We start from the raw sequence: 26,298 nt of genomic DNA on the forward strand, positions 1-26,298 counted from the left end.
AACAATGACAAACAAAAAGACCAAAATCTTCGCCCTCATTGCCCTGATTCTGTTAGGGCTGGCGACGTTTGCCTATCAAAAAGTAAAACAGTTTGCGGATCGCCCGATCAATGTCAGCAGCGAAACGATCTTTACCCTGCACGCAGGCACGGGACGCGTGGTACTGGAAACACTGCTAATTGATAAAAAACTGATGAAGCCCAATCCGTGGTTTCCGTGGTTATTACGTTTAGAACCTGAACTGAGCGAGTTTAAAGCTGGTACTTACCGTTTTGAAAAAGGCATGACAGTACGTCAGATGCTTGAGCTGCTGAAAAGCGGTAAAGAGGCGCAATTCAGCGTTCGTTTTGTAGAGGGCTTTAAGCTCAGCGACTGGATGAAAGTTCTGGATAAATCAGAGTATCTGAAGCATGAACTCAGTGGTAAAAGTGGCGAAGACATTGCCGCCGCGCTGGGCGCAACGGACACCAAAAATCTCGAAGGCTGGCTGTATCCGGATACTTACCATTACACTGCGGGCATGACCGATTTATCTCTGCTCAAACGTGCTCACGCAAGGATGGAAAAAACGGTGGCGGATATCTGGAAAGGCCGCATGGATTCTCTGCCGTATAAAACACCTGCCGATATGGTCACCATGGCGTCGATCATTGAAAAAGAAACTGCAGTTAAAGATGAGCGCCCTGAAGTCGCTTCAGTATTTATTAACCGCCTGCATATTGGTATGCGATTGCAAACCGATCCGACGGTGATTTACGGGATGGGTGATAAATACACTGGCAACATCACCAAGAAAGATCTGGAAACGCCGACTCCGTACAATACCTACGTGATCACCGGCCTGCCGCCGTCGCCAATTGCGATGCCGAGCGAAGCCTCACTGCATGCCGCCGCGCATCCGGCGAAAACCCCGTATCTATACTTTGTCGCAGACGGCAAAGGCGGGCATACTTTCAGCACCAACCTTGAGAACCATAACAAGGCGGTTCGTGTGTACATAGAGGCGCTTAAGAATAAGAATGAAAAGTAACTTCATTGTGATTGAAGGCCTTGAAGGGGCAGGGAAAACAACTGCTCATGATGTGGTCGTCAATGCTCTGCGTCAGCACGGCGTGGGAGAAATCGTCTTCACCCGTGAACCGGGTGGAACGCCGCTTGCTGAGAAATTACGCGATTTATTCAAACGGGGCGTCGATGGCGAAAAGCCCACCGTGAAAGCAGAAGTACTGATGCTTTATGCCGCTCGTGTTCAACTGGTCGAAACGGTAATTTTGCCTGCACTGGCGCGTGGCGCGTGGGTTGTCGGGGACCGTCATGATCTTTCTTCACAGGCCTACCAGGGCGGTGGTCGCGGGATTGATGCCAAACTGATGACCTCCTTGCGTGATACCGTCCTGGGTGATTTCCGTCCTGATTTGACGCTGTATCTTGATCTGCCTCCGGCTATCGGATTGCAACGTGCCCGTGCCCGTGGGGAACTGGATCGTATTGAGCAGGAAGCGTTGCCTTTCTTTGAGCGTACGCGTACGCGTTATCTCGAACTTGCTGCCGGAGACAGCCGCATCAAAACCATCGATGCCTCCCAATCCATTGAGCAGGTCACCGCTTCCATCGAGCTGACGTTGAAAAACTGGTTCGATGAGCAGGTTTTACAAGGCAACGCATCATGAACTGGTATCCGTGGCTCAGTGGCCCGTACAGACAACTGGTCGGGCAATATCTGACGGGGCGTGGCCACCACGCTTTGCTGATGCATGCGGCTGCGGGGATGGGTGATGAGGCGCTGGTGTATGGTCTGAGTCGATGGTTGCTGTGCCGGCATAAAGACGGGGAAAAAAGCTGCGGAACCTGCCACAGCTGCCAGCTGATGATTGCCGGAAACCATCCTGACTGGCATATTCTCCAGCCTGAAAAGGGCAAAAACTCTTTGGGCATCGACCCGGTGCGTCAGCTTATTGAAACGCTGTATAACTATTCGCAACAGGGCGGCGCAAAAGTTGTATGGATCCCTCAGACGGAAATGCTGACCGAAGCTGCGGCCAATGCCTTGCTGAAAACGCTGGAAGAGCCGCCTGCTGGCACTTATTTCCTGCTCGGTTGCCGGGAGCCTTCAGCTTTACTGGCGACGATCCGCAGTCGCTGCTTCTACTGGCATCTGCCGGTGCCGGAAGAAACGCTGGCGGTGCACTGGATTAACCGCCAGCTCAGCGCGGATCCGGTCGCGATTAAAACCGCCCTGCGTTTGGCCAACGGCGGGCCATTATCGGCCATTGAACTGTTGCAGCCGGAGCGCTGGAAACAGCGCGTGGCGCTTTGCCAGCAGCTTTACATTCAGTGCCAGCAGCAGGATATGCTTTCTCTGTTGCCTCAGCTTAATCATGAGGATGCCGCTGAACGCCTGTACTGGCTGGCGACGTTACTGCTGGATGCTGTCAAATGGCAGCAACATGCCGGGCAGTTCATCATTAATCACGATCAGCAACCGCTGATTGCTTTGCTGGCAGGCGCGCAGTCTAACGCATCTCTGCAACAGTCGGTTACGGCGTGGATGCACTGCCGTCAGCAATTGATTTCCATCGTGGGGGTAAACCGCGAACTGCTGCTGACAGAACAGCTGCTGGAATGGGAACAAATGCTTCAGGGGGCGGTTTCCTCGTCAGTTTTCAGTTCCGCGCTATCGCGCTGATATACTCTTTATCTTCAACATACCGCAACGAGTTAATTATTATGTTTTTAGTCGATTCCCACTGCCACCTCGACAGCCTGGATTACAACGCGCTGCATTCAGGCGTGGACAGTGTGCTGGAAAAAGCCCGCGAACGTGATGTGAAATTTATGCTGGCCGTCGCAACAACCCTGCCGGGCTATCGGGCAATGACGCAGCTGATTGGTGATCGCCCGGACGTGGCATTTTCCTGCGGTGTTCATCCGCTGAATATCGACGATGGTTACGATTTCAACGAGCTGCGTCAGCTTGCCGCCAGCCCGAAAGTGGTGGCGATGGGGGAAACCGGTCTGGATTATTTTTATCAGAAAGAAGCGCATCAGCTGAAATTGCAGCAGGACTCTTTCCGTGAGCACATCCGTATTGGCCGCGAGCTGAACAAACCGGTGATCGTCCATACCCGTGATGCCCGCCTGGATACGCTGGATATTCTCAAAGAAGAGAAAGCAGGGGAGTGCGGTGGTGTACTCCATTGCTTCACCGAGGATTTGCCGACCGCAAAATTCCTGCTCGATTTGGGTTTTTATATCTCTTTCTCCGGAATTGTGACTTTCCGTAATGCCGATACGCTGCGTGAAGTGGCACGTTACGTCCCGCTGGATCGTCTGCTGGTAGAAACTGATTCGCCATACCTGGCACCGGTTCCGCATCGCGGAAAGGAAAACCAGCCTGCTTATGTGCGTGACGTTGCCGACTACATGGCAGTGCTCAAAGGCGTGAGCGTGGAACAACTTGCCGAAGCCACGACAACCAACTTTTCACGATTATTTCACATCGATTCTTCTTCCCTGATGTCGCTTTAGGCCAGGTCATATTTTCTGTATTTATTTTTCACCTCGTAATTAATCCTCTGAATGAGGTATTTTGGCACCGTTTTTGGCGGTGTCAGGGTGCTTATATTCGGATTTTATGTTGATAAATGGTGGCTTTTAAGACGCTCTTACTGCATTTTTCAGAAAAACGTGACTGCCATCAAACATTAACAAAGGGAATTATTTTACCCTGCGTAAAAATTAAAAGGGGTGCTCAGACACCCGACAGCAAAAGGTTCGCAACACTTTTGCAAAGCGGTTAGTTATCAGGCTAAACCGCAATAAGTATCAAAAAGAATCATTACTCAGGAGCACAATCAATTATGTTTAAGAACGCGTTTGCAAACCTTCAAAAGGTCGGTAAATCGCTAATGCTGCCAGTATCCGTACTGCCAATCGCAGGTATCCTGCTTGGCGTCGGTTCTGCAAACTTTAGCTGGCTGCCACTGATCGTTTCTCATGTTATGGCCGAAGCCGGTGGTTCAGTCTTCGCTAATATGCCTTTGATCTTTGCTATTGGTGTTGCCTTAGGCTTCACTAACAACGACGGTGTTTCTGCACTGGCGTCCGTTGTGGCATATGGCATCATGGTGAAAACCATGGCGGTTGTGGCTCCACTGGTTCTGCATTTGCCCGCTGAAGAAATTGCAGCCAAGCATCTGGCCGATACCGGCGTACTGGGTGGTATCATCTCCGGTGCGATTGCGGCTTACATGTTCAACCGTTTCTATCGTATCAAGTTGCCAGAATATCTGGGCTTCTTCGCCGGTAAACGTTTTGTTCCGATCATCTCTGGTCTGGCTGCAATTATCCTGGGTGTGGTTCTGTCCTTCATCTGGCCGCCAATCGGTACAGGTATCCAGACCTTCTCACAATGGGCGGCTTACCAGAACCCGGTCGTGGCATTCGGTATCTACGGTGTGGTAGAACGTGCACTTGTTCCGTTTGGTCTGCACCATATCTGGAACGTTCCATTCCAGATGCAAATCGGTGAGTACGTGAACTCTGCAGGTCAGGTGTTCCACGGCGATATCCCACGTTATATGGCCGGTGACCCGACTGCAGGTAAACTGTCAGGTGGCTTCCTGTTCAAAATGTACGGTCTGCCAGCCGCTGCGGTTGCTATCTGGCATTCAGCGAAACCTGAAAATCGTGCAAAAGTCGGCGGCATCATGATTTCCGCTGCCCTGACTGCGTTCCTGACCGGTATCACTGAGCCAATCGAATTCTCCTTCATGTTCGTTGCGCCGATCCTGTACGTGATCCACGCGATTCTGGCCGGTCTAGCATTCCCAATCTGTATCCTGTTGGGTATGCGTGACGGCACCAGCTTCTCGCACGGCCTGATCGACTTCATCGTTCTGAGTGGTAACAGCAGCAAAATCTGGCTGTTCCCAATCGTAGGTGCGGTGTATGCGGTTGTTTACTACAGCATCTTCCGTTTCCTGATTGCGAAGCTGGATCTGAAAACACCTGGTCGTGAAGACTCTACCAGCGAAACCACCGCGCAGGGCGGTTCTGAAATGTCCGCCTCTCTGGTTCAGGCTTTCGGCGGCAAAGACAACATCACTAACCTTGATGCCTGTATTACCCGTCTGCGCGTCAGCGTAGCGGACGTCTCCAAAGTCGATCAGGCTGGCCTGAAAAAACTGGGTGCGGCAGGTGTGGTGGTTGCAGGTTCTGGTGTTCAGGCGATTTTCGGTACCAAGTCTGACAACCTGAAAACCGATATGGACGAGTACATGCGTAGCCATTAATGGTGAGCAATGTCTGGTTCTGAGAAAGGAGGCTTCGGCCTCCTTTTTTTATGTCTGCGATTCAGCGGAGCGCTGGCTGACGCTTTCTGCGTCAATTAAGCATCAAAAAGCGTAATCAGGTTGAAAGGAATGGAAATTCTAACCCATACTGCGTACAACGCTTTTTACTTTGTTAAGGACAGTTAAGATGGCCGAAGAGACAATTTTCAGCAAAATCATTCGTCGTGAGATCCCTGCCGACGTGGTTTATCAGGACGAACTTGTCACTGCGTTTCGCGACATTTCTCCTCAGGCACCCAGCCATATTTTGATTATCCCGAATGTTCTGATCCCGACAATGAATGACGTCGATGCGACGCATGAAGCAGCGCTGGGCAGAATGATGACGGTGGCCGCGAAAATTGCCGAACAGGAAGGCATCGCCGAAAGCGGTTACCGCCTGATCGTCAACTGCAACCGTGATGCTGGTCAGGAGGTTTATCACATCCATATGCATCTGGTCGGTGGCCGTGCACTGGGTCCATTGCTGTCACATCAGTAAGGGTAAACATGCGTTTTTTGATGGCGTTATTGCCAGTGATTTTGTTGATAGGTTGTAGCAGCAAGCCCACTATTGCGCTGAATAATCAACAAAGAGTGGTAATGGAATCCCCCGTTCTGACGGCGGGCATAATCCCAGGTTCGCCATCCGTATCTGATTCCGGCGGGCAGAAAAAAGCCACAACCACGTTGGATAACAACCAGCCACACTCTGTCACCCTGCATTATCGTTACTATTGGTATGATAAACAGGGGCTGGATTTATTCCCGGTCGCCGAGGCCAGGACCATTACTGTTCCGGCGAACAGCAGCGTGGACGTCAGTTCCCTGAACGGCAATCTTGATGCGTACAGTGTGCGTATTTACCTTTATCTCTAATTTTTTGCACGGAGAAGGTTGATGAAAAAGTATTTCCTCATTGTGGCAATGGCCGCATTGATCCTTGGCGGTTGTACGTTGCCAAACCAGCAGCAAAACCAGCCACAGCAGCCTGAGCAACCGCAGCAGCCACAGCAACCGTTGCCACCGGTTAACCCGCCGGTTCCGGAGCAACCGCAGGTCCAGCCAGTTCCACAGCCGCCTAAATTTGCCAATATCGACTGGACCGCAACCGTTGAGCCAATGCTTGCGAAAATGCTGAAATCCGGGGGTGTGCAGCCGGGCAGCGTTCTGCTGGTGGATGGAGTGAAAAACAGCACCAACGGTTCCCTGCAAATGGCAAAAGCCACCGATGCGTTGCGCAATGCACTGGCCAACAACACGACCTTCCAGGTGGTACCTGCCGAGCAACTGGCTTCGGCCAAACAGTCTCTGGGATTATCGCCGGATGACAGTCTGGCTTCGGTCAGTAAGGCCATCGGCCTGGCAAACATCGTAAAAGCGCAGTACGTGCTTTACAGTACCGTGAGTGGTGATGTGAAAGCGCCGACCATGTCGATGCGTCTGATTACCGCACCGAGTGGTGAAATCATCTGGTCAGGCCGCGGTGCAGTTCAGAATTAACGCTGAGCTTCTGCAGCACGAACTCCGGCAACTGATTGAACAACATTATCCGGCGGTGAAAACCGCCGGTTTTCGTTTATTACCGGTTGCCGGGCTGACCGGCGAAAGCTGGAAAATCAGCTCGTCTGCCGGCGAGTTTCTGGCACGACATCAGTCTGTACAGCGGCAAGCTTTGGGCGCTGACCGGCAACGTGAATCTGTGATTTTGCGGCATATCGCGCGGCACAAATTAGGCCCTTGTGTCAGACTTTATTCGCCGCCGTGGCTGATAGTCGACTGGATAGACGGAACCCCGTTGCAAGATCAGGTACTCGCCGCCGTTTCAGGCCAGAAAGCCTTGTGCCAGCGTCTGGTGCAGTTACACCGGTTGCCACTATCAGGCTACCGGCTGGATTTACAGCAGCAATTTGCCCGCTACTGGCAACATATCGACCGGCGCAGGCTGACGCCGCACTGGCTGCGTTTGCACCGCAAAATGTTGTCGCAGGATCCGCCGTCACCGCTGAAACTGGCGCTGGTACATATGGATATTCACGCCGGTAATGTGCTTAGTACGCCAGACGGGCTGCGGCTGATTGACTGGGAATATGCGGCGAATGCGGACATTGCGCTGGAGCTGGCGGCGATTATTCGCGGCAACGACTGGAACGCGCAGCAGCAAAATGCGTTCATCGGCGAATACGTTGATGCTGGCGGCTATCAGGAAATATCTCTTTTGCAGCAGCGGGTTAACCGCTGGATCCCCTGGGTCGATTACCTGATGCTGATGTGGTTCGAAGTGCGCTGGCAGCAGACCGGCGAGAGTAAATATCTTGAATGGGTGCGCCCGTTGCACCCGTGATAATCGTCTGAAAAATGAAAAGGAGCGTCCATTTTGTTGGGACCTGTAATGCTGGATGTCGCTGGCTACGCGCTGGATGCCGAAGAACGTGAAATTTTGCAGCACCCGCTGGTGGGCGGGCTGATTTTATTCACCCGAAATTATCATGATGTCGATCAGTTGCATGAACTGATCCGCCAGATCCGCGCCGCGTCGCACGACAGGCTGGTGCTGGCTGTAGATCAGGAAGGCGGGCGCGTACAGCGCTTCCGCGAAAGTTTTACCCGTCTGCCTGCCGCGCAATCTTTTGCGGCGCTCAATGAACCGCACGAAGCGGGGCGTCTGGCGCAGGAAAGCGGCTGGCTGATGGCGTCGGAAATGATTGTGATGGATATCGACATCAGCTTCGCGCCAGTGCTGGATATCGGACATATCAGCGCAGCTATCGGCGAACGTTCGTTCCATGCAGAACCCCGGAAAGCGCTTGAAATGGCTGAGCAGTATATTCTCGGTATGCATTCCGCTGGCATGAAAACCACCGGTAAGCATTTTCCGGGGCACGGTGCCGTCAGCGCGGATTCCCATAAAGAAACGCCACACGACGATCGCCCGCTGGAAGTTATCCGCCAGCACGACATGGCTATCTTCCGTCAGCTCAACGAACGTAAATTACTGGATGCCGTGATGCCGGCGCACGTGATTTATACCCAGGCCGATCCACGTCCGGCCAGCGGTTCGCCATACTGGTTGCAGGAAATTTTGCGCAAAGAGCTGAATTTCAACGGCGTGATCTTCTCCGATGATATCTCAATGGAAGGTGCGGCAATCATGGGGTCTTATCCCGAACGCGCGCAGGCCTCTCTGGATGCGGGTTGCGACATGATCCTGGCCTGTAACAACCGGCAGGGCGCTGTCAGCGTGCTGGATAACCTGTCTCCGGTCAACGCTGAGCGCGTTGCACAGTTGTATCATCGCGGACTGTATAGTGGAAAACAGGCCCGTCAGGACCTGCAAAATTCGAGACGCTGGAAAGAGGCAAACCGTGATCTGACCACACTCGACGTCCGCTGGCAGGAACATAAACAGGCTGCCCTGTAACGTTTTTCCGACCACGTGAAGGGTTCAACGCACATTCAGGATGAGGTAAACGATGATTATCTATTTGCATGGCTTCGATTCAACCAGTCCCGGTAATCACGAGAAAGTGTTGCAGTTACAGTTCATTGATCCGGACGTGCGCTTCATCAGTTACAGCACGCTGCACCCGCGTCATGACATGCAACATCTGCTAAAAGAAGTGGATAAAGTGCTGCAGGAAACGACGGACAAGAATGCGCTGATTTGCGGCGTCGGACTTGGCGGATTCTGGGCTGAACGCATCGGTTTCCTGTGCGGGATCCGCCAGGTGATGTTCAATCCGAATTTGTCACCGCAGGATAATATGACCGGGAAAATCGACCGCCCGGAAGAGTATGAAGATATCGCCACCAAGTGCATCAGCGATTTCCGCGAGAAAAACCGCGACCGCTGTCTGGTGATTTTATCCCGTGAAGATGGCGTGCTCGACAGCAGCAAAACGGCTGAGAAATTGCATCACTATTATCCGGTTGAATGGGACGAGCATCAGAGCCATAAATTCAAAGATATCTCGACGCATCTGCAACGCATTAAAGCGTTCAAAAATATCGTCTGATTTAACATTTCGTTTCTGAAATCGCTAAAACCACTGCCTTTGCGCAGTGGTTTTTTATTTGTGTCATTCCCGCTTCAGAATTCGTTTTCATGGCAGATCCGCGTCTAACTTGCTGATTTAAAGATGTCAAAATGCGTGCCATTTTCCTAAGTCAAATTAGCCAAATGAATTTAAATTGACCTATATCAATTTTGGTATGACCAAATCACCACGCGTGATATCCTCCGTCTCAGATACCGATTTAACTTAAGCAACCCTATGTTATATAAGGATTATATTTTTACTCTTATATAACAATTGGTTCACATTTGAGGGGGTCATTTTGACATCACCAATGAAGAAAATTGTGATTATCGGCGGTGGCGCCGGCGGTCTGGAACTGGCGACCAGCCTGGGCCATAAACTTGGCCGCAACAAAAAAGCGGAGATCATTCTGGTCGACCGTAACCACAGCCATTTATGGAAACCCCTGTTGCACGAAGTGGCGACCGGCAGTCTGGATGACGGCGTGGATGCGCTGAGCTATCTGGCTCATGCCCGCAACCACGGTTTCACCTTCCAGATTGGCTCACTGACCGATATCGACCGTGAAAATCAGACCATCAAACTGGCTGAAATCTGTGACGAGAACGGCGAAATGCTGGTGCCGGTACGGGATATTGCGTACGACACCCTGGTGATGGCGCTGGGCAGCACGTCTAACGATTTCGGTACACCGGGCGTCAAAGACCACTGCATCTTCCTGGATAACCCGCATCAGGCGCACCGTTTCCATAACGAAATGCTGAACCTGTTCCTCAAATTCTCTGCCAGTGCAGACAAGCAGAAGAAAGTGAACATTGCGATTGTTGGCGGCGGGGCGACGGGTGTCGAGCTGTCTGCCGAGCTGCATAATGCGGTAAAACAACTGCACAGCTACGGTTTCGAAGGGCTGGACAGCGAAGCGCTGAACGTCACGCTGGTGGAAGCCGGTGAACGTATTCTGCCTGCGCTGCCACCGCGTATTTCTGCTGCGGCGCATAACGAGCTGACTAAACTGGGCGTACGCGTTCTGACGCAAACCATGGTGACCAGCGCGGATAAGAACGGTCTGAACACCAAGTCCGGCGAATTCATTGACGCCGATCTGATGGTCTGGGCGGCGGGGATTAAAGCCCCTGATTTCATGAAAGACATCGCGGGTCTGGAAACCAACCGTATCAATCAGCTTGTGGTGGAACCGACGCTGCAGACCACGCGCGACCCGAACATCTATGCGATTGGCGACTGCGCTTCCTGTCCGCAGCCATCCGGCGGTTTCGTGCCACCGCGTGCGCAGTCAGCGCATCAGATGGCCTCCCGTTGTTTTGCCAACATCATGGCGCAGCGTAAGGGGCAAAGCCTGAAACCTTACGTCTATAAAGACCACGGTTCACTGGTTTCCCTTTCACGCTTCAGTACTGTCGGCAGCCTGATGGGTAACCTGATGCGCGGTTCTATGATGGTCGAAGGCCGTCTGGCGAGACTGGTTTATATCTCGCTGTACCGTATGCACCAGATTGCATTGCACGGTTACATCAAAACCGGTCTGATGATGCTGGTCGGCGGCATTAACCGGGTGATCCGCCCGCGTCTTAAACTACACTGATACCTGTTCGCTGATATTTTTTTCAACGTCAGCTGAATCGTTTCATAGCCCAAAGCCTGTTTCTGACAGGCTTTTTCTTATCTGCATGAATACCCCTGTGAACAGCATAAGATCCCGCCACCATGAGGTTGTCTGCTAAGAATTCTCCGAAACAGGGGGATGCACCGGTTGTTTATCTCACTTACAGATTTCGTCTTATTGTTTGCTTACGTTTAGGTGTGCAGACTTAACAATAAGTTTACAAGAACAGATGGTCACAGACGGCGATTCACGCACGCCGAACCTCAGATATGAAGCTGTCCGCTGAGGGACCCCGGTAACGGAGTCATTGCGTGGTAACATTTGCGGAGGAAGTCCTGTGAACAAGTCAATGTTAGCTGGGGTCGGTATTGGTGTGGCTGCGGCGTTGGGCATTGCTGGCGTTGCAAGCATGAATGTTTTTTCATCTGGCCCGGAGTACGCGCAGGTTGTCAGCGCGACGCCAATCAAAGAAACCACGAAAATCCCGCGTCAGGAATGTCGGAATGTGACGGTCACTCACCGGCGTCCTGTACAGGATGAACATCAGATTGCTGGCTCCGTGCTCGGTGCAGTCGCCGGTGGCGTACTGGGGCACCAGTTTGGTGGCGGCCGCGGACGTGATGTTGCGACGGTAGCGGGTGCATTGGGCGGTGGCTATGCGGGTAACCGCGTGCAGAGCAGCATGCAGGAAAACGACACCTACACCACGCAACAGCAGCGCTGTAAAACCGTGTATGACAAAGAAGATAAAACGCTCGGTTATGATGTGACCTATAAAATAGGCGATCAGCAAGGGAAAGTTCGTATGGACCACGATCCGGGCACACAAATTCCGCTGGATAAAAGCGGTCAGTTGCAACTTACCCGTTCATAATCAAGCGGGAAGTGTGGAAAATAAAAAGCCTGAGGTGAGAACCTCAGGCTTTTTTAACGCATGAAGATCAGATTCAGATCAGATGCTCAGTAAACTCACTCAGCATGTCGCCGACAAACTTCAGGCGTTTCGGGCGATCTGTCAGGTCTAACACAAACTTCAGTTTTGTCGGGCCGTCGAGACGGTAAACCTGTGGCTGTTTCTGTAACAGACCAATCAGGAAGCCCGGATCCACACGGTTCTTATCGCCAAACTCAATGAATCCGCCGCGCTCATTGCCTTCAATACGCCGGATACCGAGTTCTTTGGCTTTCAGGCGCAGCACGGCAATCAGCAACAGATTGCGCGCACCGTCCGGCAGTGTGCCAAAACGGTCGATCAGCTCAACGCGGAGTTCATCCAGTTCGCCTTCGGTTTTCGCACTGGCGATACGTTTATACAATGACAGGCGCGTATTCACATCAGGAATGAAATCCTCCGGCAGCAGCGCAGGCATGCGCATTTCAACTTCGGTCTGGCTGGTGGTTAAATCCTCCAGCGATGGCTCGCGGCCTTCTTTCAACGCTTCGACGGCGTTTTCCAGCAACTCCATATACAGCGAGAAACCGATACTGGTCATCTGGCCGCTCTGGCCTTCGCCGAGCAGTTCGCCAGCACCGCGGATTTCAAGGTCGTGCGTCGCCAGCGCAAAACCGGCACCCAGGTCTTCCAGCGAGGCAATGGCCTCCAGACGTTTATGTGCATCGGCCGACATGGCTTTCGGTGGTGGCGTCAGCAGATATGCATAGGCCTGATGGTGTGACCGCCCTACGCGGCCACGCAACTGATGCAACTGCGCCAGACCAAAGTGGTCGGCGCGCTCAATAATGATTGTGTTCGCCGTCGGGATATCGATACCGGTTTCGATAATGGTGGTACACACCAGCACGTTGAAACGCTGGTGATGGAAATCATTCATCACACGCTCGAGGTCGCGTTCACGCATCTGACCGTGGCCGATGGCAATGCGCGCTTCCGGCACGAGTTCGGCCAGCCGCTGCGAGGCTTTCTCGATATTCTCGACATCGTTGTAGAGATAATAAACCTGCCCGCCGCGCAGAATTTCACGCAGGATTGCCTCACGCACGACCAGACTGTCGTACTCGCGCACAAAGGTTTTCACCGCCATACGACGCGCGGGCGGTGTGGCAATAATCGACAGATCGCGCATGCCGCTCATAGCCATGTTCAGCGTACGCGGGATAGGCGTTGCGGTCAGGGTAAGAATATCTACGTCTGCACGCATCGCCTTGATGCGCTCTTTATGGCGTACGCCGAAACGGTGCTCTTCATCGACAATCAGCAGTCCCAGATCTTTCCAGCGTAGATCGGTTTGCAGCAGTTTGTGTGTGCCGATAATAATATCGACTTTGCCTTCAACCGCATCTTCCAGCACGACGTTTTGTTCTTTGGCGCTGCGGAAACGCGACATCATTTCGATGCGCACTGGCCAGCTGGCGAAGCGGTCGCGGAAGTTATCGAAGTGCTGTTGTGCCAGCAGGGTGGTCGGTACCAGAACGGCCACCTGCTTATTGTTGGAAACGGCGAGGAAGGCTGCGCGCATCGCTACTTCGGTTTTACCGAAACCGACGTCGCCGCATACCAGCCGGTCCATCGCCAGCGGTTGGGTCATGTCAGTCAGTACCGCGTTAATGGCCTGTGCCTGATCCGGCGTGGTTTCAAACGGGAAAGCCTGACAGAACAGCTGATACTGTGCTTTGTCGTGCTTGAACGCGAAACCACTTTTGGCTTCGCGCTGGGCGTAGATATCCAGCAGTTCCGCAGCGACATCGCGCACTTTCTCGGCCGCTTTCTGCCGCGCTTTTGACCAGGCTTCACCGCCGAGTTTATGCAGCGGCGCGCTCTCATCCGCGCCACCGGCATAGCGGCTGATGAGATGCAGCGATGATACCGGCACATACAGTTTGTCTTCACCTGCGTAGGTCAGTATCAGGTATTCGGCAGTGATGCCGCCGGTTTCAAGCGTTGTCAGCCCGAGATAACGGCCCACGCCGTGTTCGACATGCACTACCGGCTGGCCGGGACGCAGTTCGGCGAGATTACGGATCAGTGTATCGGTGTTGATCGACCGGCGGCTGTCCTGACGGCGACGCGCCACGCGTTCACCAAGCAGATCGCTTTCACAGATCAGCGCCAGCTGTTTATCCGCATCCAGAAAACCACGTTCGCACGCGCCGATCATGATGTAACGACCGGCGATATCGGCTTCTTCAATCCGGGTGATAAGCGTCGGCATCAGCTTGATGCGTGCCAGCAAATCCTGAAGCGTTTCGCGGCGGCCTTCACTTTCTACGGAGAATACCAGGCTGCCGGCAAAGGATTCATTAAAGCGACGCAGGTTATCCATCGGCGCTTTATTCTGCGGCTGAACGGATAAGTCTGGCAGCTTTTCGTAACTCAGATTGGTATTGGCGGCTTTCTTCGGCAGCGAATCAGTACGCAGCTGAACACGTGGCCAGGCTTTCAGCTCGGTAAACAGCGACTCCACACGCAGCCAGAGATTTTCCGGCTCGAGCAGCGGACGCATCGGATCGACACGGCGGCTTTCGTAACGCTGGCAGGCGTCCTGCCAGAAGCGCTCAGCGGCGGCTTCGAGATCGCCGGTATTCAATACCAGCGTGTTTTCCGGCAGATAGCTGAACAGCGTGGTCAGCGGCTGACTGAAAAACAACGGCTGCCAGTATTCGATACCGGCGGGGAAGGTCCCTTTACTGACCTGCTGATAAACGTGTTCGGCATCGCGACGTACTTCGAACTTCTCGCGCCATTGGCTGCGGAACAGTTCAATGGCATTTTTATCGGTTGGAAATTCGTGCGCGGGTAGCAGATTGATATGTTCCACTTCACTCAGCGTGCGCTGGGTATCCACATCGAAAATGCGCAGGCTGTCGATTTCATCATCAAAGAAATCAATGCGATAAGGTTCTTCGCTGCCCATCGGATACAAATCCAGCAGAGCGCCACGGGTGGCAAACTCGCCGTGCTCCATCACCTGATCTACGCTGCGATAACCGGCCTGTTCCAGCTGTGCACGCAATTTATCGCGCGAAAGCTGCTGACCTTTCTTCATCACCAGCGCGTGACCGTGCAGGAATTCGTGCGGGCAGACGCGTTGCATCAGTGTATTCACCGGCAGAATAATGATGCCGCGTTCCATAGTAGGAAGCTGATACAAACTGGAAAGGCGTGAAGAAATAATTTCCTGATGTGGAGAAAAACTGTCGTAAGGTAGCGTTTCCCAGTCCGCAATACTCAGGACTTTGTTGTCAGTAAACTGTTGAATTTCATCGCGCAGGCGCAGGGCATTTTGCATATCAGGCGCAATCAGCAGGATCGGGCCTGTATGGCGTTCACTGATTTGGGCACATTCCAGCGCGCAGGCGGAGCCTGTAAGCTGGCCTAACAGGCGGTTGTCGCCCGGGCGTTCAGGCAACGAATAACGATAATCTTGAGACATAGGCTGTGTTGAGTTCTCGTTTTGGCGGCTGTCGGAGGCCAATTAGCAGACCGTATCTTGCTTTGCAGGGGTAATCGGGGTCAACCCGTTGTCTGTATAAAAGGGTCAACGGCGTCACAAAGTTAAACCGATTACTTTGGGTTAATGGTTCCATAAAGCGGTGCTAGCCTTTATTATCCTTGATCACTTTAGTCTGCGCCACGCACTTATTTGCGGCCAAGCACTTAAAACGGATGTTATGTATCAACCTGTCGCGTTATTTATAGGTCTGCGCTACATGCGCGGGCGTGCTTCGGACCGCTTCGGGCGGTTTGTCTCCTGGTTATCCACCATTGGTATCACTCTCGGCGTGATGGCGCTGGTGACCGTGCTGTCAGTGATGAACGGTTTTGAGAAAGATCTGGAAGGTAACATCCTGGGTCTGATGCCTCAGGCGTTAATCACCACGCCGGGCGGATCCCTCGACCCTCAGAAAATCACCCATCAACAGGTGTCGACGCTGAAAAGTGTTAACCGCGCTGTACCGCTGACCACCGGCGATGTCGTGCTGCAAAGCCCAGGCAGCGTCGCGGTGGGCGTGATGCTTGGTGTCGATCCTGACCAGAAAGACCCGCTGGCGAAATACTTAATTGGGGTTGCCCAGCAGGAACTTCAACCCGGTAAATACAACGTTATTCTTGGCGATCAGCTGGCGCAGCAGTTAAAAGTGCGCCGTGGCGATCAACTGCGTCTGATGGTCACCAGTGTCAGCCAGTTCACGCCGGTCGGGCGCGTCCCGAGCCAGCGTTTGTTCAACGTTATCGGCACTTTCTCCGCCAACAGCGAAGTGGATGGTTACCAGATGCTGGTGAACATTCAGGACGCCTCACGCCTGATGCTGTATCCGAAAGGCAATGTCACCGGCTGGCGTTTGTTCCTCGACAAACCGCTGGACGTCGACAGTCTGAGTACGCAAAAACTGCCTGACGGTGCAAGCTGGAAAGACTGGCGTGAACGCCGCGGCGAATTGTTCCAGGCGGTGCGCATGGAGAAAAATATGATGGGGCTGCTGCTGAGCCTGATCGTCGCCGTCGCCGCGTTTAACATTATTACGTCACTGGGTTTACTGGTGATGGAGAAGCAAGCCGAAGTGGCCATTTTGCAAACACAGGGCTTAAGCCGTCGCCAGATTATGGCGCTGTTTATGGTGCAGGGCGCCAGTGCCGGTGTGATCGGCGCGTTGCTCGGTGCCGTGCTCGGCGTGGTGCTGGCCACCCAACTGAATACAATTATGCCAGCTATCGGGCTGATGCTCGATGGCGCGTCGCTGCCGGTCGATATCGAACCGGTTCAGGTCGTGGTCATCGCGCTGGTTGCTATGGCTATTGCTTTATTATCTACGCTTTATCCTTCCTGGCGCGCTGCTGCCACCCATCCCGCAGAGGCTTTACGTTATGAGTAATTCTTTATTATTGCAGTGTGAAAACCTCTGTAAGACTTATCAGGAAGGTAAAATGCACACCGACGTGCTGCGCGACGTCAGCTTCGCCATGCAGCCGGGTGAGATGATGGCGATTGTCGGCACCTCCGGTTCCGGCAAAAGTACTTTGCTGCATTTGCTGGGTGGACTCGATTCCCCGACGTCCGGCGAAGTGATTTTCAAAGGTCAGTCTCTGAACGCGATGTCTTCATCGGCGAAATCTGAATTGCGTAACCGCGAGCTGGGCTTCATCTATCAGTTCCACCATTTGCTGCCGGATTTCACCGCGCTGGAAAACGTCGCGATGCCGCTGCTGATTGGCAAAAAGAAATCTGCCGAAGTGCAGGAACGCGCGCTGGCGATGCTCGAAGCGGTGGGACTGCAACATCGCAGCAATCACCGTCCTTCCGAGCTTTCCGGTGGTGAACGTCAGCGGGTGGCAATTGCCCGTGCGCTGGTGAATAATCCTTCGCTGGTGCTGGCCGATGAACCGACCGGTAATCTCGATCAGCGCAATGCCGACAGCATTTTCGAATTGCTCGGCGAACTGAATGTGCGCCAGGGCACGGCGTTTCTGGTGGTGACGCATGATCTGCAACTGGCGAACCGTCTGACGCGTCAGCTGGAAATGCGTGACGGCAAGTTGCAGCAGGAATCGATGTTGCTGGGAGCGAAGTAATGTCTGGCATTCCTTTTTCATTATTGATTGGCCTGCGGTTCAGCCGTGGACGCCGTCGCAGCGGCATGGTGTCGCTGATTTCGGTGATTTCAACGTTAGGCATTGCACTGGGTGTGGCGGTGCTGATCGTTGGCCTCAGCGCCATGAATGGTTTTGAACGTGAGCTGAAAGAACGCGTACTGGCGGTCGTACCGCACGGCGAAATCCGCCCGGTCAATCAGCCGTTCAACAACTGGCAGGGCGTGCTGGATCGGGTGGAAAAAGTGCCGGGTATTGTGGCGGCTGCACCCTATATCCAGTTCAACGGCCTGATTGAGCACGGCGCCAAACTGCGCGCCATCCAGCTGAAAGGTGTTGATCCACAGAGTGAACCGCGAGTCAGTGCCGCGCCGAAATTCGTGCAGAATAATGCCTGGCAGAATTTTAAAGCCGGTCAGCAACAGCTGATCCTCGGCAAAGGTGTCGCGGATGCGGTGGGCGTGAAGCAGGGCGACTGGGTGACCGTGATGATCCCGAACAGCGACCCGGAAATGAAGCTGTTGCAGCCAAAACGTATTCGCCTGCAGGTTGCCGGTATTTTGCAGCTCAGCGGACAACTTGATCACAGCCTTGGCATGGTGCCTCTGGCCGATGCCCAGCAATATCAGGATATGGGCAGCAGCGTGACCGGTATTGATATCAAAGTGAACGATGTCTTTGCCGCACAGAAACTGGTGCACGACGCTGGTGAAGTGACTCAGGCTTACGTTTATATCAGCAGCTGGATCGGAACTTATGGCTACATGTACCGTGATATCCAAATGGTGCGCGCTATCATGTATATGGCGATGGTGCTGGTGATTGGTGTGGCCTGCTTCAATATCGTTTCAACGCTGGTGATGGCGGTGAAAGATAAAAGCAGCGATATTGCGATTTTGCGCACACTGGGTGCGAAAGACGGACTTATCCGCGCAGTCTTCATCTGGTACGGTTTACTGGCGGGGCTGGTCGGTAGCGTTGCAGGTGTAGTGATCGGCGTGATTGCGGCCTTCCAGCTGACTAACATCGTCAATGCATTGCAAAAACTGACCGGTCACCAGTTCCTGTCGGGCGATATTTATTTCATCGACTTCCTGCCTTCTGAAGTTCACTGGCTGGATGTCGCAGGGGTGCTGGTAACCGCCCTGGTGCTGAGTTTGCTGGCAAGCTGGTATCCGGCGCGGCGTGCGAGCCGTATCGATCCTGCCCGCGTACTCAGTGGCGGTCAGTAATCCATTTTTAAATGAAGTCTTAATCAGACACAGAGAGTAAGGAGCACTTCATGCGCACACGTCATCGTCTGTGTCGGTTTCGCAAAAATAAGCGCATTCGCCATCAGCGGTTCCGGTCGAATATTTTCCACCGTGACTCGATGGCGGCTGCGTCGTTGAAGAAGCCGTTTGTCGTGGTGCTGACCGGCGCAGGGATTTCCGCCGAGTCTGGCATCCGTACTTTCCGCGCCGCTGACGGTTTGTGGGAAGAACATCATGTTGAGGATGTGGCGACGCCCGAAGGCTATCGCCGTGATCCTGAACTGGTACAGCGTTTTTATAATGAGCGCCGCCGTCAGTTGCAGGCAGAAGATCTCAAACCGAATGCTGCACATTACGCGCTGGCCACGCTGGAAGAGGCGCTCGGTGAGAACTTCCTGCTGGTTACGCAAAATATCGATAACCTGCACGAGCGCGCGGGCAGCTTACGCGTCATTCATATGCACGGCGAATTGCTAAAAGTGCGCTGTACACAATCGGGTCAGGTGCTGGACTGGCCGGGCGACCTGAGTGTGGATGACCGCTGTCACTGCTGTCAGTTTCCGGCACCGTTGCGTCCGCACATAGTCTGGTTCGGTGAAATGCCTTTTGGCATGGATGAGATTTACGATGCGCTGGCAAAAGCCGATTTCTTTGTCGCTATCGGTACGTCTGGCCACGTTTATCCGGCCGCGGGATTTGTCCATGAAGCGCGCATCGGCGGCGCCTGTGCTGTTGAACTGAATCTTGAACCGAGTCAGGTTGAAAGCGAATTCGATATGAAGCACTACGGGCTGGCGAGCCAGGTCGTACCGGAATTTGTCCATAAGTTCCTGACCAAGAAAGACCAGGCCTGGTGATCACCAGGCTTTTTTTTATTGTTCTCGCCAAAAATTGCGCCTGCCCCATAGACATATCTCGTTAAACTTGGTGAAAAATGACCTGACGCAATATTCAGGGTTTTCATGCTGCGCATAATAAAACCCAGCCGCCAGAGGATACCCAAATGAATAAGTTGCTTGATCGTTTTCTTCATTATGTTTCTTTCGATACTCAATCTAAGCCCAATGTTAAACACACGCCCAGCACCGACGGACAACTCAGGCTGGCGCAGGCCCTGCGTAATGAACTGACCGAGCTAGGTTTTTCTCAGGTTACGCTCAGTGATAAAGGCTGCGTGATGGCCACCTTGCCAGGCAATGTGGCCTGGAAAGTGCCGGTGATTGGCTTTATTTCCCATCTGGATACCGCGCCTGATTTCACGGCTAAACACGTTAATCCACAAATTGTGGAAAATTACCGCGGCGGCGATATCGCACTGGGAAATGGCGACGAGATTTTATCGCCTGTGATGTTCCCGGTATTACATCAGCTTCTCGGGCACACGATTATCACCACCGACGGCAAAACCTTGCTCGGGTCTGATGATAAATCTGGTATCGCAGAAATTATTACCGCGATGGTGCGACTGAAAAACAGCAATATTCCGCACGGACCGGTGCGTATCGCCTTCACGCCAGACGAGGAAATCGGCAAAGGCGCGCAGAGTTTTGATATTCCTGCATTCGGCGCGCAGTGGGCCTACACCGTCGACGGTGGCGGAGTGGGGGAGCTGGAGTTTGAGAACTTCAACGCTGCGTCGGCCACGATTAAAATTGTCGGTAATAATGTGCATCCGGGCAGTGCCAAAGGGGTGATGGTGAATGCGCTGTCACTGGCGACGCGTTTTCACAACGAGCTGCCTGCAGATGAAACGCCCGAGCATACAGAAGGTTACGAAGGTTTCTACCATCTGACGACCATCAAGGGCAACGTTGAGCGTGCGGAAATGCATTACATCATCCGTGATTTCGACAAAACGCAGTTCGAAGCCCGTAAGCAAAAAATTATTGATGTCGCACACGTGGTCGGCAAAGGCCTGCACCGTGATTGTTATATCGAAGTGACGCTCGACGATCACTATTACAACATGCGCGACAAAGTGGCTCAGCATCCGCACATTATTGCGCTGGCGCAGCAGGCGATGAAAGATTGCGATATCGAGCCAATCATGAAGCCCATTCGTGGCGGCACTGATGGCGCGCAGCTTTCGTTTCGCGGTTTGCCATGCCCGAATATCTTCACCGGCGGTTATAACTTCCATGGAAAACACGAATTCGTGACGCTCGAAGGAATGGAAAAAGCGGTCTCCGTGATTATGCGTATTGCTGAGCTGACAGCAAAAGAAGCCGTGAAGCACTGACGGTGCGGGTGGCGACAAAAAAGGGGCGATGTCTGAAAACATCGTCCCTTTTATTTTATTAGCGCAACACCGGTCAGTCGTTAAAGTACCAGTAACCACTGTTAACCAGCGAAGACAGCAGTGCAAGGAATGAGGGATCGTCCAGCGCATCGCCAAGCATGTCTTTGGTTACGGTTTTATGGCGGGCAATTGCATCTACTGCGCCGATATGTTCCGTGGTCATGGCTTCGCCGTTGACGTAACAGGTATCACCCACGCGCAGCACGCGAAGACCGCCCAGACGTTCCAGCGTTTCACCCGACTCCAGCAGTTCATAAATCTCACCCGGCTGATAAGGCGGTTCCGGCGGTGCCAGATCCAGCTCATGACGCGACTGGGAAATAAACTCGCCAAACCAGCTGTTGAAATGCGCCGGATTACCAATCAGATCCAGCATCATGCCGCGCAGTTTATCCAGCTCAGCCGGTTGCACTTCGGCCGGATGTTCACGTTCCACCAGTTCCGGATCGCTGTAACGGTGGCTGCCCAGCTCGCGGGAAAGCACGAAATCTGCAAAACCACTGACCATCTCACGGGCGTTTGGCGCACGGAAACCGACGGAATAGTTGAGGGAGTTTTCCAGCGAATAGCCGTCGTGCGGGAAGCCCGGCGGAATGTAGACGATATCGCCCGGCTCCAGTTCTTCATCAATAATCGCCTCGAACGGCTCGACCTGCAGCAAATCAGGATGCGGGCAATGTTGTTTCATGGCGACTTTCTCGCCCACACGCCAGCGGCGGCGGCCAGTGCCCTGAATAATAAATACGTCGTACTGATCCAGATGCGGGCCAACACCACCGCCGGGCACCGAGAAGGAAATCATCAAATCGTCCATGCGCCAGTCAGGAATGTGGCGGAATGGCGTCATCAGATGGGAAGAGGGTTCATGCCAGTGATCGACTGCCTGCACCAGAACCGACCAGCCCGTTTCACCCAGATGATCGTAACTTTCAAACGGCCCGTGGCTGACATTCCACTTGCCGTCCTGATTGCTCACCAGACGGCTGTCCACCTCATTTTCCATCGCCAGACCAGCCAGTTCGTCCGGAGAAATCGGATCGACGAAATTTTTAAAGCCGCGTTTTAACACCACAGGACGCTTTTGCCAGTAACGCTGCAGGAAATCATTCCAGTCTAGGTCGAGTTGGTAATCCATAGTATTTCCCTTGCATTAAATGGAGGGTGATAAGGAAGAGAAGAGTCTGTAAATGATTATAACGGAAGGTGTTGCGGCTGAGTTGGGCAATTGCCAGCAAATTTTGCACTATGCTTAAGATTGCGCCGAAATTTGCTGGCAAAATAATCGGGGGAGAACGTTATTCCAGTTCAATGCCTTGTTGCAGGCCAAAACAGACGCGCATGCTGGCGCCGCCAAGCGGGCTGTCACCAATGATAATTTTGCCGTCGTACTGTTCAATGATGTCGTTGGCGAGCGATAACCCCAGCCCTTGTCCCGGACGCAAGGTATCTGCCCGCTGCCCGCGCTGGAAAATCACCTCGCGCTTACTTACCGGAATACCCGGGCCATCGTCTTCAATCAGGATCACCAACTGATTCTCGGTATGGACGGCACTGATTTCGACAAACTCCAGACAGTATTTGCAGGCGTTGTCTATCACGTTACCCATCACTTCCATGAAGTCATTTTTTTCGCCCACAAAGGTGATTTCCGGTGAAATATCCACCGTGATCACCACGCCTTTACGCTGATAAACCTTATTCAACGCCGAACATAATCCGTCGAGGATCGCCGGGACGGAGTGAACTTCACGGATCAGTAGGTTTTGTTCGGAGCGCAATGTCGCGCGATGCAGGTAATAGCCAATCTGCTGTGAGATGCGGCTGATTTGCTCAAGCATCACCGGCTCGGCATCTTCAATGGTCATCTGTTTACCATTGCGCAGTGCACGCAGGGTGGACTGCAAGACAGCCAGCGGCGTTTTCAGGCTGTGCGTCAGGTCAGCCAGCGTGGTGCGGTAACGATCATAACGGCCACGCTCCCCGTGCAGCAAAATATTCAGGTTACGCACCAGACCGCGCAGTTCACGTGGCGGGTTTTCATCCAGTGATTCCCGCTCGTGGGTTTCCAGTTCGGCGACCTGATGGATCAGTTCTTTGATTGGCCTCAGGCTCCAGTAAGCTGCCAGCCATAACAAAGGCACCACCAGCAGCAGGTTCGCCAGTAAGACATAGCTGAACCATTCCCAGACAAGATCAGAACGCTGTAATTCCTGCGGAATGGTATCGACCACCACAATGTTCAGCGCCGGCAGGCGCGAGGTTGCATTATAGGTATTGACCGCAATGGAGTGGGTCATCGCGTTGGCGTCGGTATCGTCGTAATCCTTCAACTTATCCTGCGCTTGCGGGTTGTTACCCAGGACTTCACTGCTGATTTGCGTGTCGGTATCCAGCTCATAGAAGCCGGGTTTATTCATCCACGCTTTATCGATATGCGCTTCGAGCTCAGGGATGCGGCGCTCGGCCCATAACAGTTTTCCGTCTGCGTCGTAAATGAACACCAGCGTCGGCGTGTTGAGGTCGAGATCAGGCGGAACGTTGATAGTCAGTTTGCCGTCGCGCCATTGTGCAAGGCTGAAGAAGAGGTTACTTTCGCCGCGCAGGAGCCGGTAGGCGGTTTTGTCGAAACTCACCATGTAACCCACCACGGCCACCAGCCCGTAGGCCAGCGACAGGGTAAGTACCACCGCAGCGGTCGCCATCATAAAGCGGACGCGAAGGGAGAAGGGGTTCCGGGTACGACGTCCTTTCATGAAGCGTCCTTTGAAAATGACGATGATTATGGCCTGATGTCGAAACGGTAACCCTGACCACGTACGGTCGTTATCACATCAACCGGGTGTTCTGCCTGCAATTTTTTGCGCAGACGGCCCATCAGAACATCGACGGTGTGACTTTCACGCAGCTCGGCATCCGGATAGAGCTGAAGCATCAGAGAGTCCTTGCTGACCACCTTTCCCGCATTGCGGATCAGTGTCTCTATAATCGTGTATTCGAAAGCGGTCAGTTTAATCGGCTGCTCATTGACGGTCAGTTCACGACGTGACAGATCAATCTGGAAAGGTTGCAGCGTGATCACCTGTGAAGCGAGACCGCTGTTACGGCGCATCAGCGCCTGCATGCGCGCCAGCACTTCTTCCAGATGGAATGGCTTAGTGACGTAATCATCCGCACCGGCTTCCAGCACAGCGACTTTATCCTGCCAGCTTTCGCGGGCGGTCAGCACCAGAATCGGCAGATTGTTCTGATGACTTCGCCAGCGGCGGATCAGGCTCAGGCCATCTTCACCAGGCAAGCCGAGGTCAACAATGGCGATATCAGGCGCATGCTCATGCAGAAAATAGTCTGCTTCTTTGGCGTCTTCTGCCGCATCGACCTGATGGCCCATTTCCCGCAGCTGTACTGAGAGGTGATGACGTAACAGTGCGTTATCTTCAATGACTAAAATTCGCATGGTGATTCCTTATCCTGACAGCGCGAAAAATGGATCAAACATTCTGAGTGCGATTGTAAATGATTCAGAAACATTTTAATCAACCTCAGGTCAACGCAGGTGTGCCGAACATCAACAGAACCTAAACGAATTATAAGCGGCTTCCGCCAGGCGCGGCATAAAAAAGGCGACCCGAAGGTTAATGCCGGTCACTTAAGGAAATGAGGCCCGTGAATTTGGGCCTTCGATGAAGAAAAATAGCGCTATAAGCCTGATTCCTTCATTATCCTTTGAAGCACAAAAATGAATTTGTATTCATAAAAATGCTTAAGTGACCGGCATTAACCCGAAGGTCGCCTTTTGACGTGCAGAGCAAAAACTTACTTCAGTTCGTCAACCATGGTGGTGGCGCGGCCGATGTAGTTGCCCGGTGTCATGGCTTTCAGACGCACTTTCTCGTCTTCGGGTAATTCAAGCGAATCGATAAATGCCTGCATGCCGGCGGCATCAACGCGCTTGCCGCGTGTCAGCTCTTTCAGCTTCTCGTAAGGCTTTTCAATGCCGTAACGACGCATCACGGTCTGGATAGGTTCAGCCAGTACTTCCCAGTTGTGATCCAGTTCGTTCGCCAGATTCGCTTCGTTCACTTCCAGCTTGCTGACGCCTTTCATGGTTGCCTGATACGCGATCAGCGCATAGCCCAGACCCACGCCGAGGTTGCGCAGTACAGTAGAATCCGTCAGGTCGCGCTGCCAGCGGGAAACCGGCAATTTGCTGGCCAGATGCTGCAATACCGCATTTGACAGACCGAGGTTGCCTTCGGAGTTTTCGAAGTCGATCGGGTTCACTTTGTGCGGCATGGTAGAAGAACCGATTTCGCCTGCAATAGTGCGCTGCTTGAAGTGGTTCAGGGCAATGTAACCCCAGATGTCGCGGTCGAAGTCGATCAGGATGGTATTGAAACGCGCCACGCAGTCAAACAGTTCGGCGATGTAGTCATGTGGCTCGATCTGGGTAGTGTACGGATTCCAGGTAATGCCCAGAGAGGTAACGAACTCTTCACTGAACTGGTGCCAGTTCACTTCCGGATACGCCACGATGTGAGCATTGTAGTTGCCGACTGCACCGTTGATTTTACCCAGGATTTCGACGTTTTGCAGTTGCTTAAACTGACGATCCATACGGTAAGCGACGTTAGCCAGTTCTTTACCGATGGTGGATGGCGTAGCAGGCTGGCCGTGGGTACGGGACAGCAGCGGAATGTCGCGGTATTTGTGTGCCAGGTCTTTCACGGCATCAATAATCTGTTTCCAGTACGGCAGCATCACATCCTGACGTGCAGTTTGCAGCATCAGTGCGTGAGACAGGTTATTGATGTCTTCAGAAGTACAGGCGAAGTGAATGAATTCAGACACCGCATGCAGGGCAGGGAGCGTAGCCACTTTTTCTTTCAGGAAATACTCAACGGCTTTGACATCATGATTGGTGGTTTTTTCGATATCTTTAATGCGCTGTGCGTCATTAACATCAAAATTTGCCACAATCTGGTCGAGGAAAGCGTTTGCGTCGGCATCAAAAGCAGGAACTTCCTTGATTTCTGCACAGGCTGCCAGTTTTTGCAGCCAACGTACTTCAACCTGCACACGGAATTTCAGCAGGCCAAATTCGCTGAAAATAGTACGCAGCGCGCTGACTTTATCACCGTAGCGTCCATCAACGGGGGAAACGGCGGTCAGTGAGGATAATTCCATCGGTAGCAACTCCTGGGA

At 53.0% G+C, this 26,298-nt stretch carries 23 protein-coding genes; 18 read left to right on the forward strand and 5 right to left on the reverse strand.

Going from position 1 to position 26,298, the window contains the following annotated elements; genetic code table 11:
* The first annotated feature begins 4 nt into the window (after positions 1 to 4).
* From mltG to AACU55_RS18135, 13 genes are all read left to right on the forward strand, one after another.
* A complete protein-coding gene (gene mltG, locus AACU55_RS18075) occupies positions 5 to 1,030 on the forward strand; it encodes an endolytic transglycosylase MltG (protein WP_134705875.1) in 1,026 nt (341 codons plus the stop codon).
* Entirely contained in the window at positions 1,020 to 1,670 is a 651-nt protein-coding gene (gene tmk / locus AACU55_RS18080) for a dTMP kinase (protein WP_013576241.1), read from the forward strand. Before mltG ends, tmk begins: the two co-directional genes overlap by 11 nt.
* Positions 1,667 to 2,686, forward strand: coding sequence for a DNA polymerase III subunit delta' (holB, locus tag AACU55_RS18085; RefSeq protein ID WP_134705876.1), 1,020 nt, complete (start codon positions 1,667 to 1,669; stop codon positions 2,684 to 2,686). The genes tmk and holB overlap by 4 nt, the downstream gene beginning before the upstream one ends.
* A gap of 41 nt (positions 2,687 to 2,727) precedes the next feature.
* Positions 2,728 to 3,528 (forward strand): metal-dependent hydrolase, encoded by an 801-nt coding sequence (locus AACU55_RS18090; RefSeq protein ID WP_134705877.1) that lies wholly within the window; start codon positions 2,728 to 2,730, stop codon positions 3,526 to 3,528.
* 332 nt (positions 3,529 to 3,860) lie between these two features.
* Positions 3,861 to 5,294, forward strand: a complete 1,434-nt coding sequence (gene ptsG, locus AACU55_RS18095; protein WP_013576238.1) for a PTS glucose transporter subunit IIBC — start codon at positions 3,861 to 3,863, stop codon at positions 5,292 to 5,294.
* A gap of 187 nt (positions 5,295 to 5,481) precedes the next feature.
* The gene (hinT, locus tag AACU55_RS18100) at positions 5,482 to 5,835 is read left to right on the forward strand and encodes a purine nucleoside phosphoramidase (protein ID WP_037037346.1); all 354 of its coding nucleotides are present in this window, start codon (positions 5,482 to 5,484) and stop codon (positions 5,833 to 5,835) included.
* Positions 5,836 to 5,843: 8 nt separating this feature from the next.
* Complete coding sequence (locus tag AACU55_RS18105) at positions 5,844 to 6,212, forward strand: YcfL family protein (RefSeq protein ID WP_037037348.1); 369 nt, start codon at positions 5,844 to 5,846, stop codon at positions 6,210 to 6,212.
* Positions 6,213 to 6,233: 21 nt separating this feature from the next.
* Positions 6,234 to 6,836, forward strand: coding sequence for a penicillin-binding protein activator LpoB (lpoB, locus tag AACU55_RS18110; protein ID WP_112151608.1), 603 nt, complete (start codon positions 6,234 to 6,236; stop codon positions 6,834 to 6,836).
* Positions 6,820 to 7,677: a phosphotransferase gene (locus AACU55_RS18115; protein WP_037037354.1), complete on the forward strand. Its 858-nt coding sequence runs from the start codon at positions 6,820 to 6,822 to the stop codon at positions 7,675 to 7,677. Before lpoB ends, AACU55_RS18115 begins: the two co-directional genes overlap by 17 nt.
* 48 nt (positions 7,678 to 7,725) lie before the next feature.
* On the forward strand, positions 7,726 to 8,754 hold the full coding sequence (gene nagZ, locus AACU55_RS18120) for a beta-N-acetylhexosaminidase (protein ID WP_134705927.1): 1,029 nt from the start codon (positions 7,726 to 7,728) through the stop codon (positions 8,752 to 8,754).
* Between the two features lie 52 nt (positions 8,755 to 8,806).
* A complete protein-coding gene (gene ycfP, locus AACU55_RS18125) occupies positions 8,807 to 9,349 on the forward strand; it encodes an alpha/beta hydrolase YcfP (protein ID WP_013576231.1) in 543 nt (180 codons plus the stop codon).
* A 322-nt stretch (positions 9,350 to 9,671) separates the two neighbouring features.
* Positions 9,672 to 10,976: an NAD(P)/FAD-dependent oxidoreductase gene (locus AACU55_RS18130; protein ID WP_013576230.1), complete on the forward strand. Its 1,305-nt coding sequence runs from the start codon at positions 9,672 to 9,674 to the stop codon at positions 10,974 to 10,976.
* 358 nt (positions 10,977 to 11,334) lie between these two features.
* Positions 11,335 to 11,871, forward strand: coding sequence for a glycine zipper 2TM domain-containing protein (locus AACU55_RS18135; protein ID WP_013576229.1), 537 nt, complete (start codon positions 11,335 to 11,337; stop codon positions 11,869 to 11,871).
* Positions 11,872 to 11,944: 73 nt separating this feature from the next.
* Here the strand turns inward: AACU55_RS18135 and mfd are convergent, their stop codons facing one another.
* The gene (gene mfd / locus AACU55_RS18140) at positions 11,945 to 15,388 is read right to left on the reverse strand and encodes a transcription-repair coupling factor (protein ID WP_037037361.1); all 3,444 of its coding nucleotides are present in this window, start codon (positions 15,386 to 15,388) and stop codon (positions 11,945 to 11,947) included.
* Positions 15,389 to 15,626: 238 nt separating this feature from the next.
* Here mfd and lolC point away from each other — a divergent pair, with 238 nt between their 5' ends.
* The 5 genes from lolC (at position 15,627) to pepT (ending at position 21,036) form a co-directional block, all read left to right on the forward strand.
* Entirely contained in the window at positions 15,627 to 16,829 is a 1,203-nt protein-coding gene (lolC, locus tag AACU55_RS18145; protein ID WP_134705878.1) for a lipoprotein-releasing ABC transporter permease subunit LolC, read from the forward strand.
* Positions 16,822 to 17,526: a lipoprotein-releasing ABC transporter ATP-binding protein LolD gene (gene lolD / locus AACU55_RS18150; RefSeq protein ID WP_013576226.1), complete on the forward strand. Its 705-nt coding sequence runs from the start codon at positions 16,822 to 16,824 to the stop codon at positions 17,524 to 17,526. The genes lolC and lolD overlap by 8 nt, the downstream gene beginning before the upstream one ends.
* Positions 17,526 to 18,776: a lipoprotein-releasing ABC transporter permease subunit LolE gene (lolE, locus tag AACU55_RS18155; protein ID WP_037037364.1), complete on the forward strand. Its 1,251-nt coding sequence runs from the start codon at positions 17,526 to 17,528 to the stop codon at positions 18,774 to 18,776. The genes lolD and lolE overlap by 1 nt, the downstream gene beginning before the upstream one ends.
* A 50-nt stretch (positions 18,777 to 18,826) precedes the next feature.
* Positions 18,827 to 19,654, forward strand: coding sequence for a Sir2 family NAD+-dependent deacetylase (cobB, locus tag AACU55_RS18160; protein ID WP_134705879.1), 828 nt, complete (start codon positions 18,827 to 18,829; stop codon positions 19,652 to 19,654).
* 146 nt (positions 19,655 to 19,800) lie between these two features.
* Positions 19,801 to 21,036, forward strand: coding sequence for a peptidase T (gene pepT / locus AACU55_RS18165; RefSeq protein ID WP_121020069.1), 1,236 nt, complete (start codon positions 19,801 to 19,803; stop codon positions 21,034 to 21,036).
* A gap of 73 nt (positions 21,037 to 21,109) precedes the next feature.
* On the opposite strand, the gene AACU55_RS18170 is transcribed toward pepT, so the two are convergent.
* From AACU55_RS18170 to purB, 4 genes are all read right to left on the reverse strand, one after another.
* On the reverse strand, positions 21,110 to 22,231 hold the full coding sequence (locus AACU55_RS18170) for a ribosomal protein uL16 3-hydroxylase (protein WP_131638032.1): 1,122 nt from the start codon (positions 22,229 to 22,231) through the stop codon (positions 21,110 to 21,112).
* A gap of 160 nt (positions 22,232 to 22,391) precedes the next feature.
* Positions 22,392 to 23,849, reverse strand: coding sequence for a two-component system sensor histidine kinase PhoQ (gene phoQ / locus AACU55_RS18175; RefSeq protein WP_013576219.1), 1,458 nt, complete (start codon positions 23,847 to 23,849; stop codon positions 22,392 to 22,394).
* Between the two features lie 26 nt (positions 23,850 to 23,875).
* Entirely contained in the window at positions 23,876 to 24,550 is a 675-nt protein-coding gene (gene phoP, locus AACU55_RS18180; RefSeq protein WP_013576218.1) for a two-component system response regulator PhoP, read from the reverse strand.
* A 359-nt stretch (positions 24,551 to 24,909) separates the two neighbouring features.
* A complete protein-coding gene (purB, locus tag AACU55_RS18185; RefSeq protein ID WP_134705880.1) occupies positions 24,910 to 26,280 on the reverse strand; it encodes an adenylosuccinate lyase in 1,371 nt (456 codons plus the stop codon).
* Positions 26,281 to 26,298: the final 18 nt, after the last annotated feature.

Origin of the sequence: Rahnella sp. CJA17(1/100), from assembly GCF_963881615.1 — a bacterium.
GTDB lineage: Bacteria > Pseudomonadota > Gammaproteobacteria > Enterobacterales > Enterobacteriaceae > Rahnella > Rahnella aceris.

Excerpts from the sequence above, each read along its gene's own strand:
- phoP (WP_013576218.1), bottom strand. The coding sequence starts at position 24,550 with ATGCGAATTTTAGTCATTGAAGATAACGCACTGTTACGTCATCACCTC.
- phoQ (WP_013576219.1), bottom strand. The coding sequence starts at position 23,849 with ATGAAAGGACGTCGTACCCGGAACCCCTTCTCCCTTCGCGTCCGCTTT.
- nagZ (WP_134705927.1), top strand. The coding sequence starts at position 7,726 with ATGCTGGATGTCGCTGGCTACGCGCTGGATGCCGAAGAACGTGAAATT.
- lolD (WP_013576226.1), top strand. The coding sequence starts at position 16,822 with ATGAGTAATTCTTTATTATTGCAGTGTGAAAACCTCTGTAAGACTTAT.
- AACU55_RS18170 (WP_131638032.1), bottom strand. The coding sequence starts at position 22,231 with ATGGATTACCAACTCGACCTAGACTGGAATGATTTCCTGCAGCGTTAC.
- AACU55_RS18105 (WP_037037348.1), top strand. The coding sequence starts at position 5,844 with ATGCGTTTTTTGATGGCGTTATTGCCAGTGATTTTGTTGATAGGTTGT.
- mfd (WP_037037361.1), bottom strand. The coding sequence starts at position 15,388 with ATGTCTCAAGATTATCGTTATTCGTTGCCTGAACGCCCGGGCGACAAC.
- holB (WP_134705876.1), top strand. The coding sequence starts at position 1,667 with ATGAACTGGTATCCGTGGCTCAGTGGCCCGTACAGACAACTGGTCGGG.
- lpoB (WP_112151608.1), top strand. The coding sequence starts at position 6,234 with ATGAAAAAGTATTTCCTCATTGTGGCAATGGCCGCATTGATCCTTGGC.
- AACU55_RS18090 (WP_134705877.1), top strand. The coding sequence starts at position 2,728 with ATGTTTTTAGTCGATTCCCACTGCCACCTCGACAGCCTGGATTACAAC.
- cobB (WP_134705879.1), top strand. The coding sequence starts at position 18,827 with ATGCGCACACGTCATCGTCTGTGTCGGTTTCGCAAAAATAAGCGCATT.
- mltG (WP_134705875.1), top strand. The coding sequence starts at position 5 with ATGACAAACAAAAAGACCAAAATCTTCGCCCTCATTGCCCTGATTCTG.
- hinT (WP_037037346.1), top strand. The coding sequence starts at position 5,482 with ATGGCCGAAGAGACAATTTTCAGCAAAATCATTCGTCGTGAGATCCCT.
- lolE (WP_037037364.1), top strand. The coding sequence starts at position 17,526 with ATGTCTGGCATTCCTTTTTCATTATTGATTGGCCTGCGGTTCAGCCGT.
- ptsG (WP_013576238.1), top strand. The coding sequence starts at position 3,861 with ATGTTTAAGAACGCGTTTGCAAACCTTCAAAAGGTCGGTAAATCGCTA.
- lolC (WP_134705878.1), top strand. The coding sequence starts at position 15,627 with ATGTATCAACCTGTCGCGTTATTTATAGGTCTGCGCTACATGCGCGGG.
- ycfP (WP_013576231.1), top strand. The coding sequence starts at position 8,807 with ATGATTATCTATTTGCATGGCTTCGATTCAACCAGTCCCGGTAATCAC.
- tmk (WP_013576241.1), top strand. The coding sequence starts at position 1,020 with ATGAAAAGTAACTTCATTGTGATTGAAGGCCTTGAAGGGGCAGGGAAA.
- pepT (WP_121020069.1), top strand. The coding sequence starts at position 19,801 with ATGAATAAGTTGCTTGATCGTTTTCTTCATTATGTTTCTTTCGATACT.
- purB (WP_134705880.1), bottom strand. The coding sequence starts at position 26,280 with ATGGAATTATCCTCACTGACCGCCGTTTCCCCCGTTGATGGACGCTAC.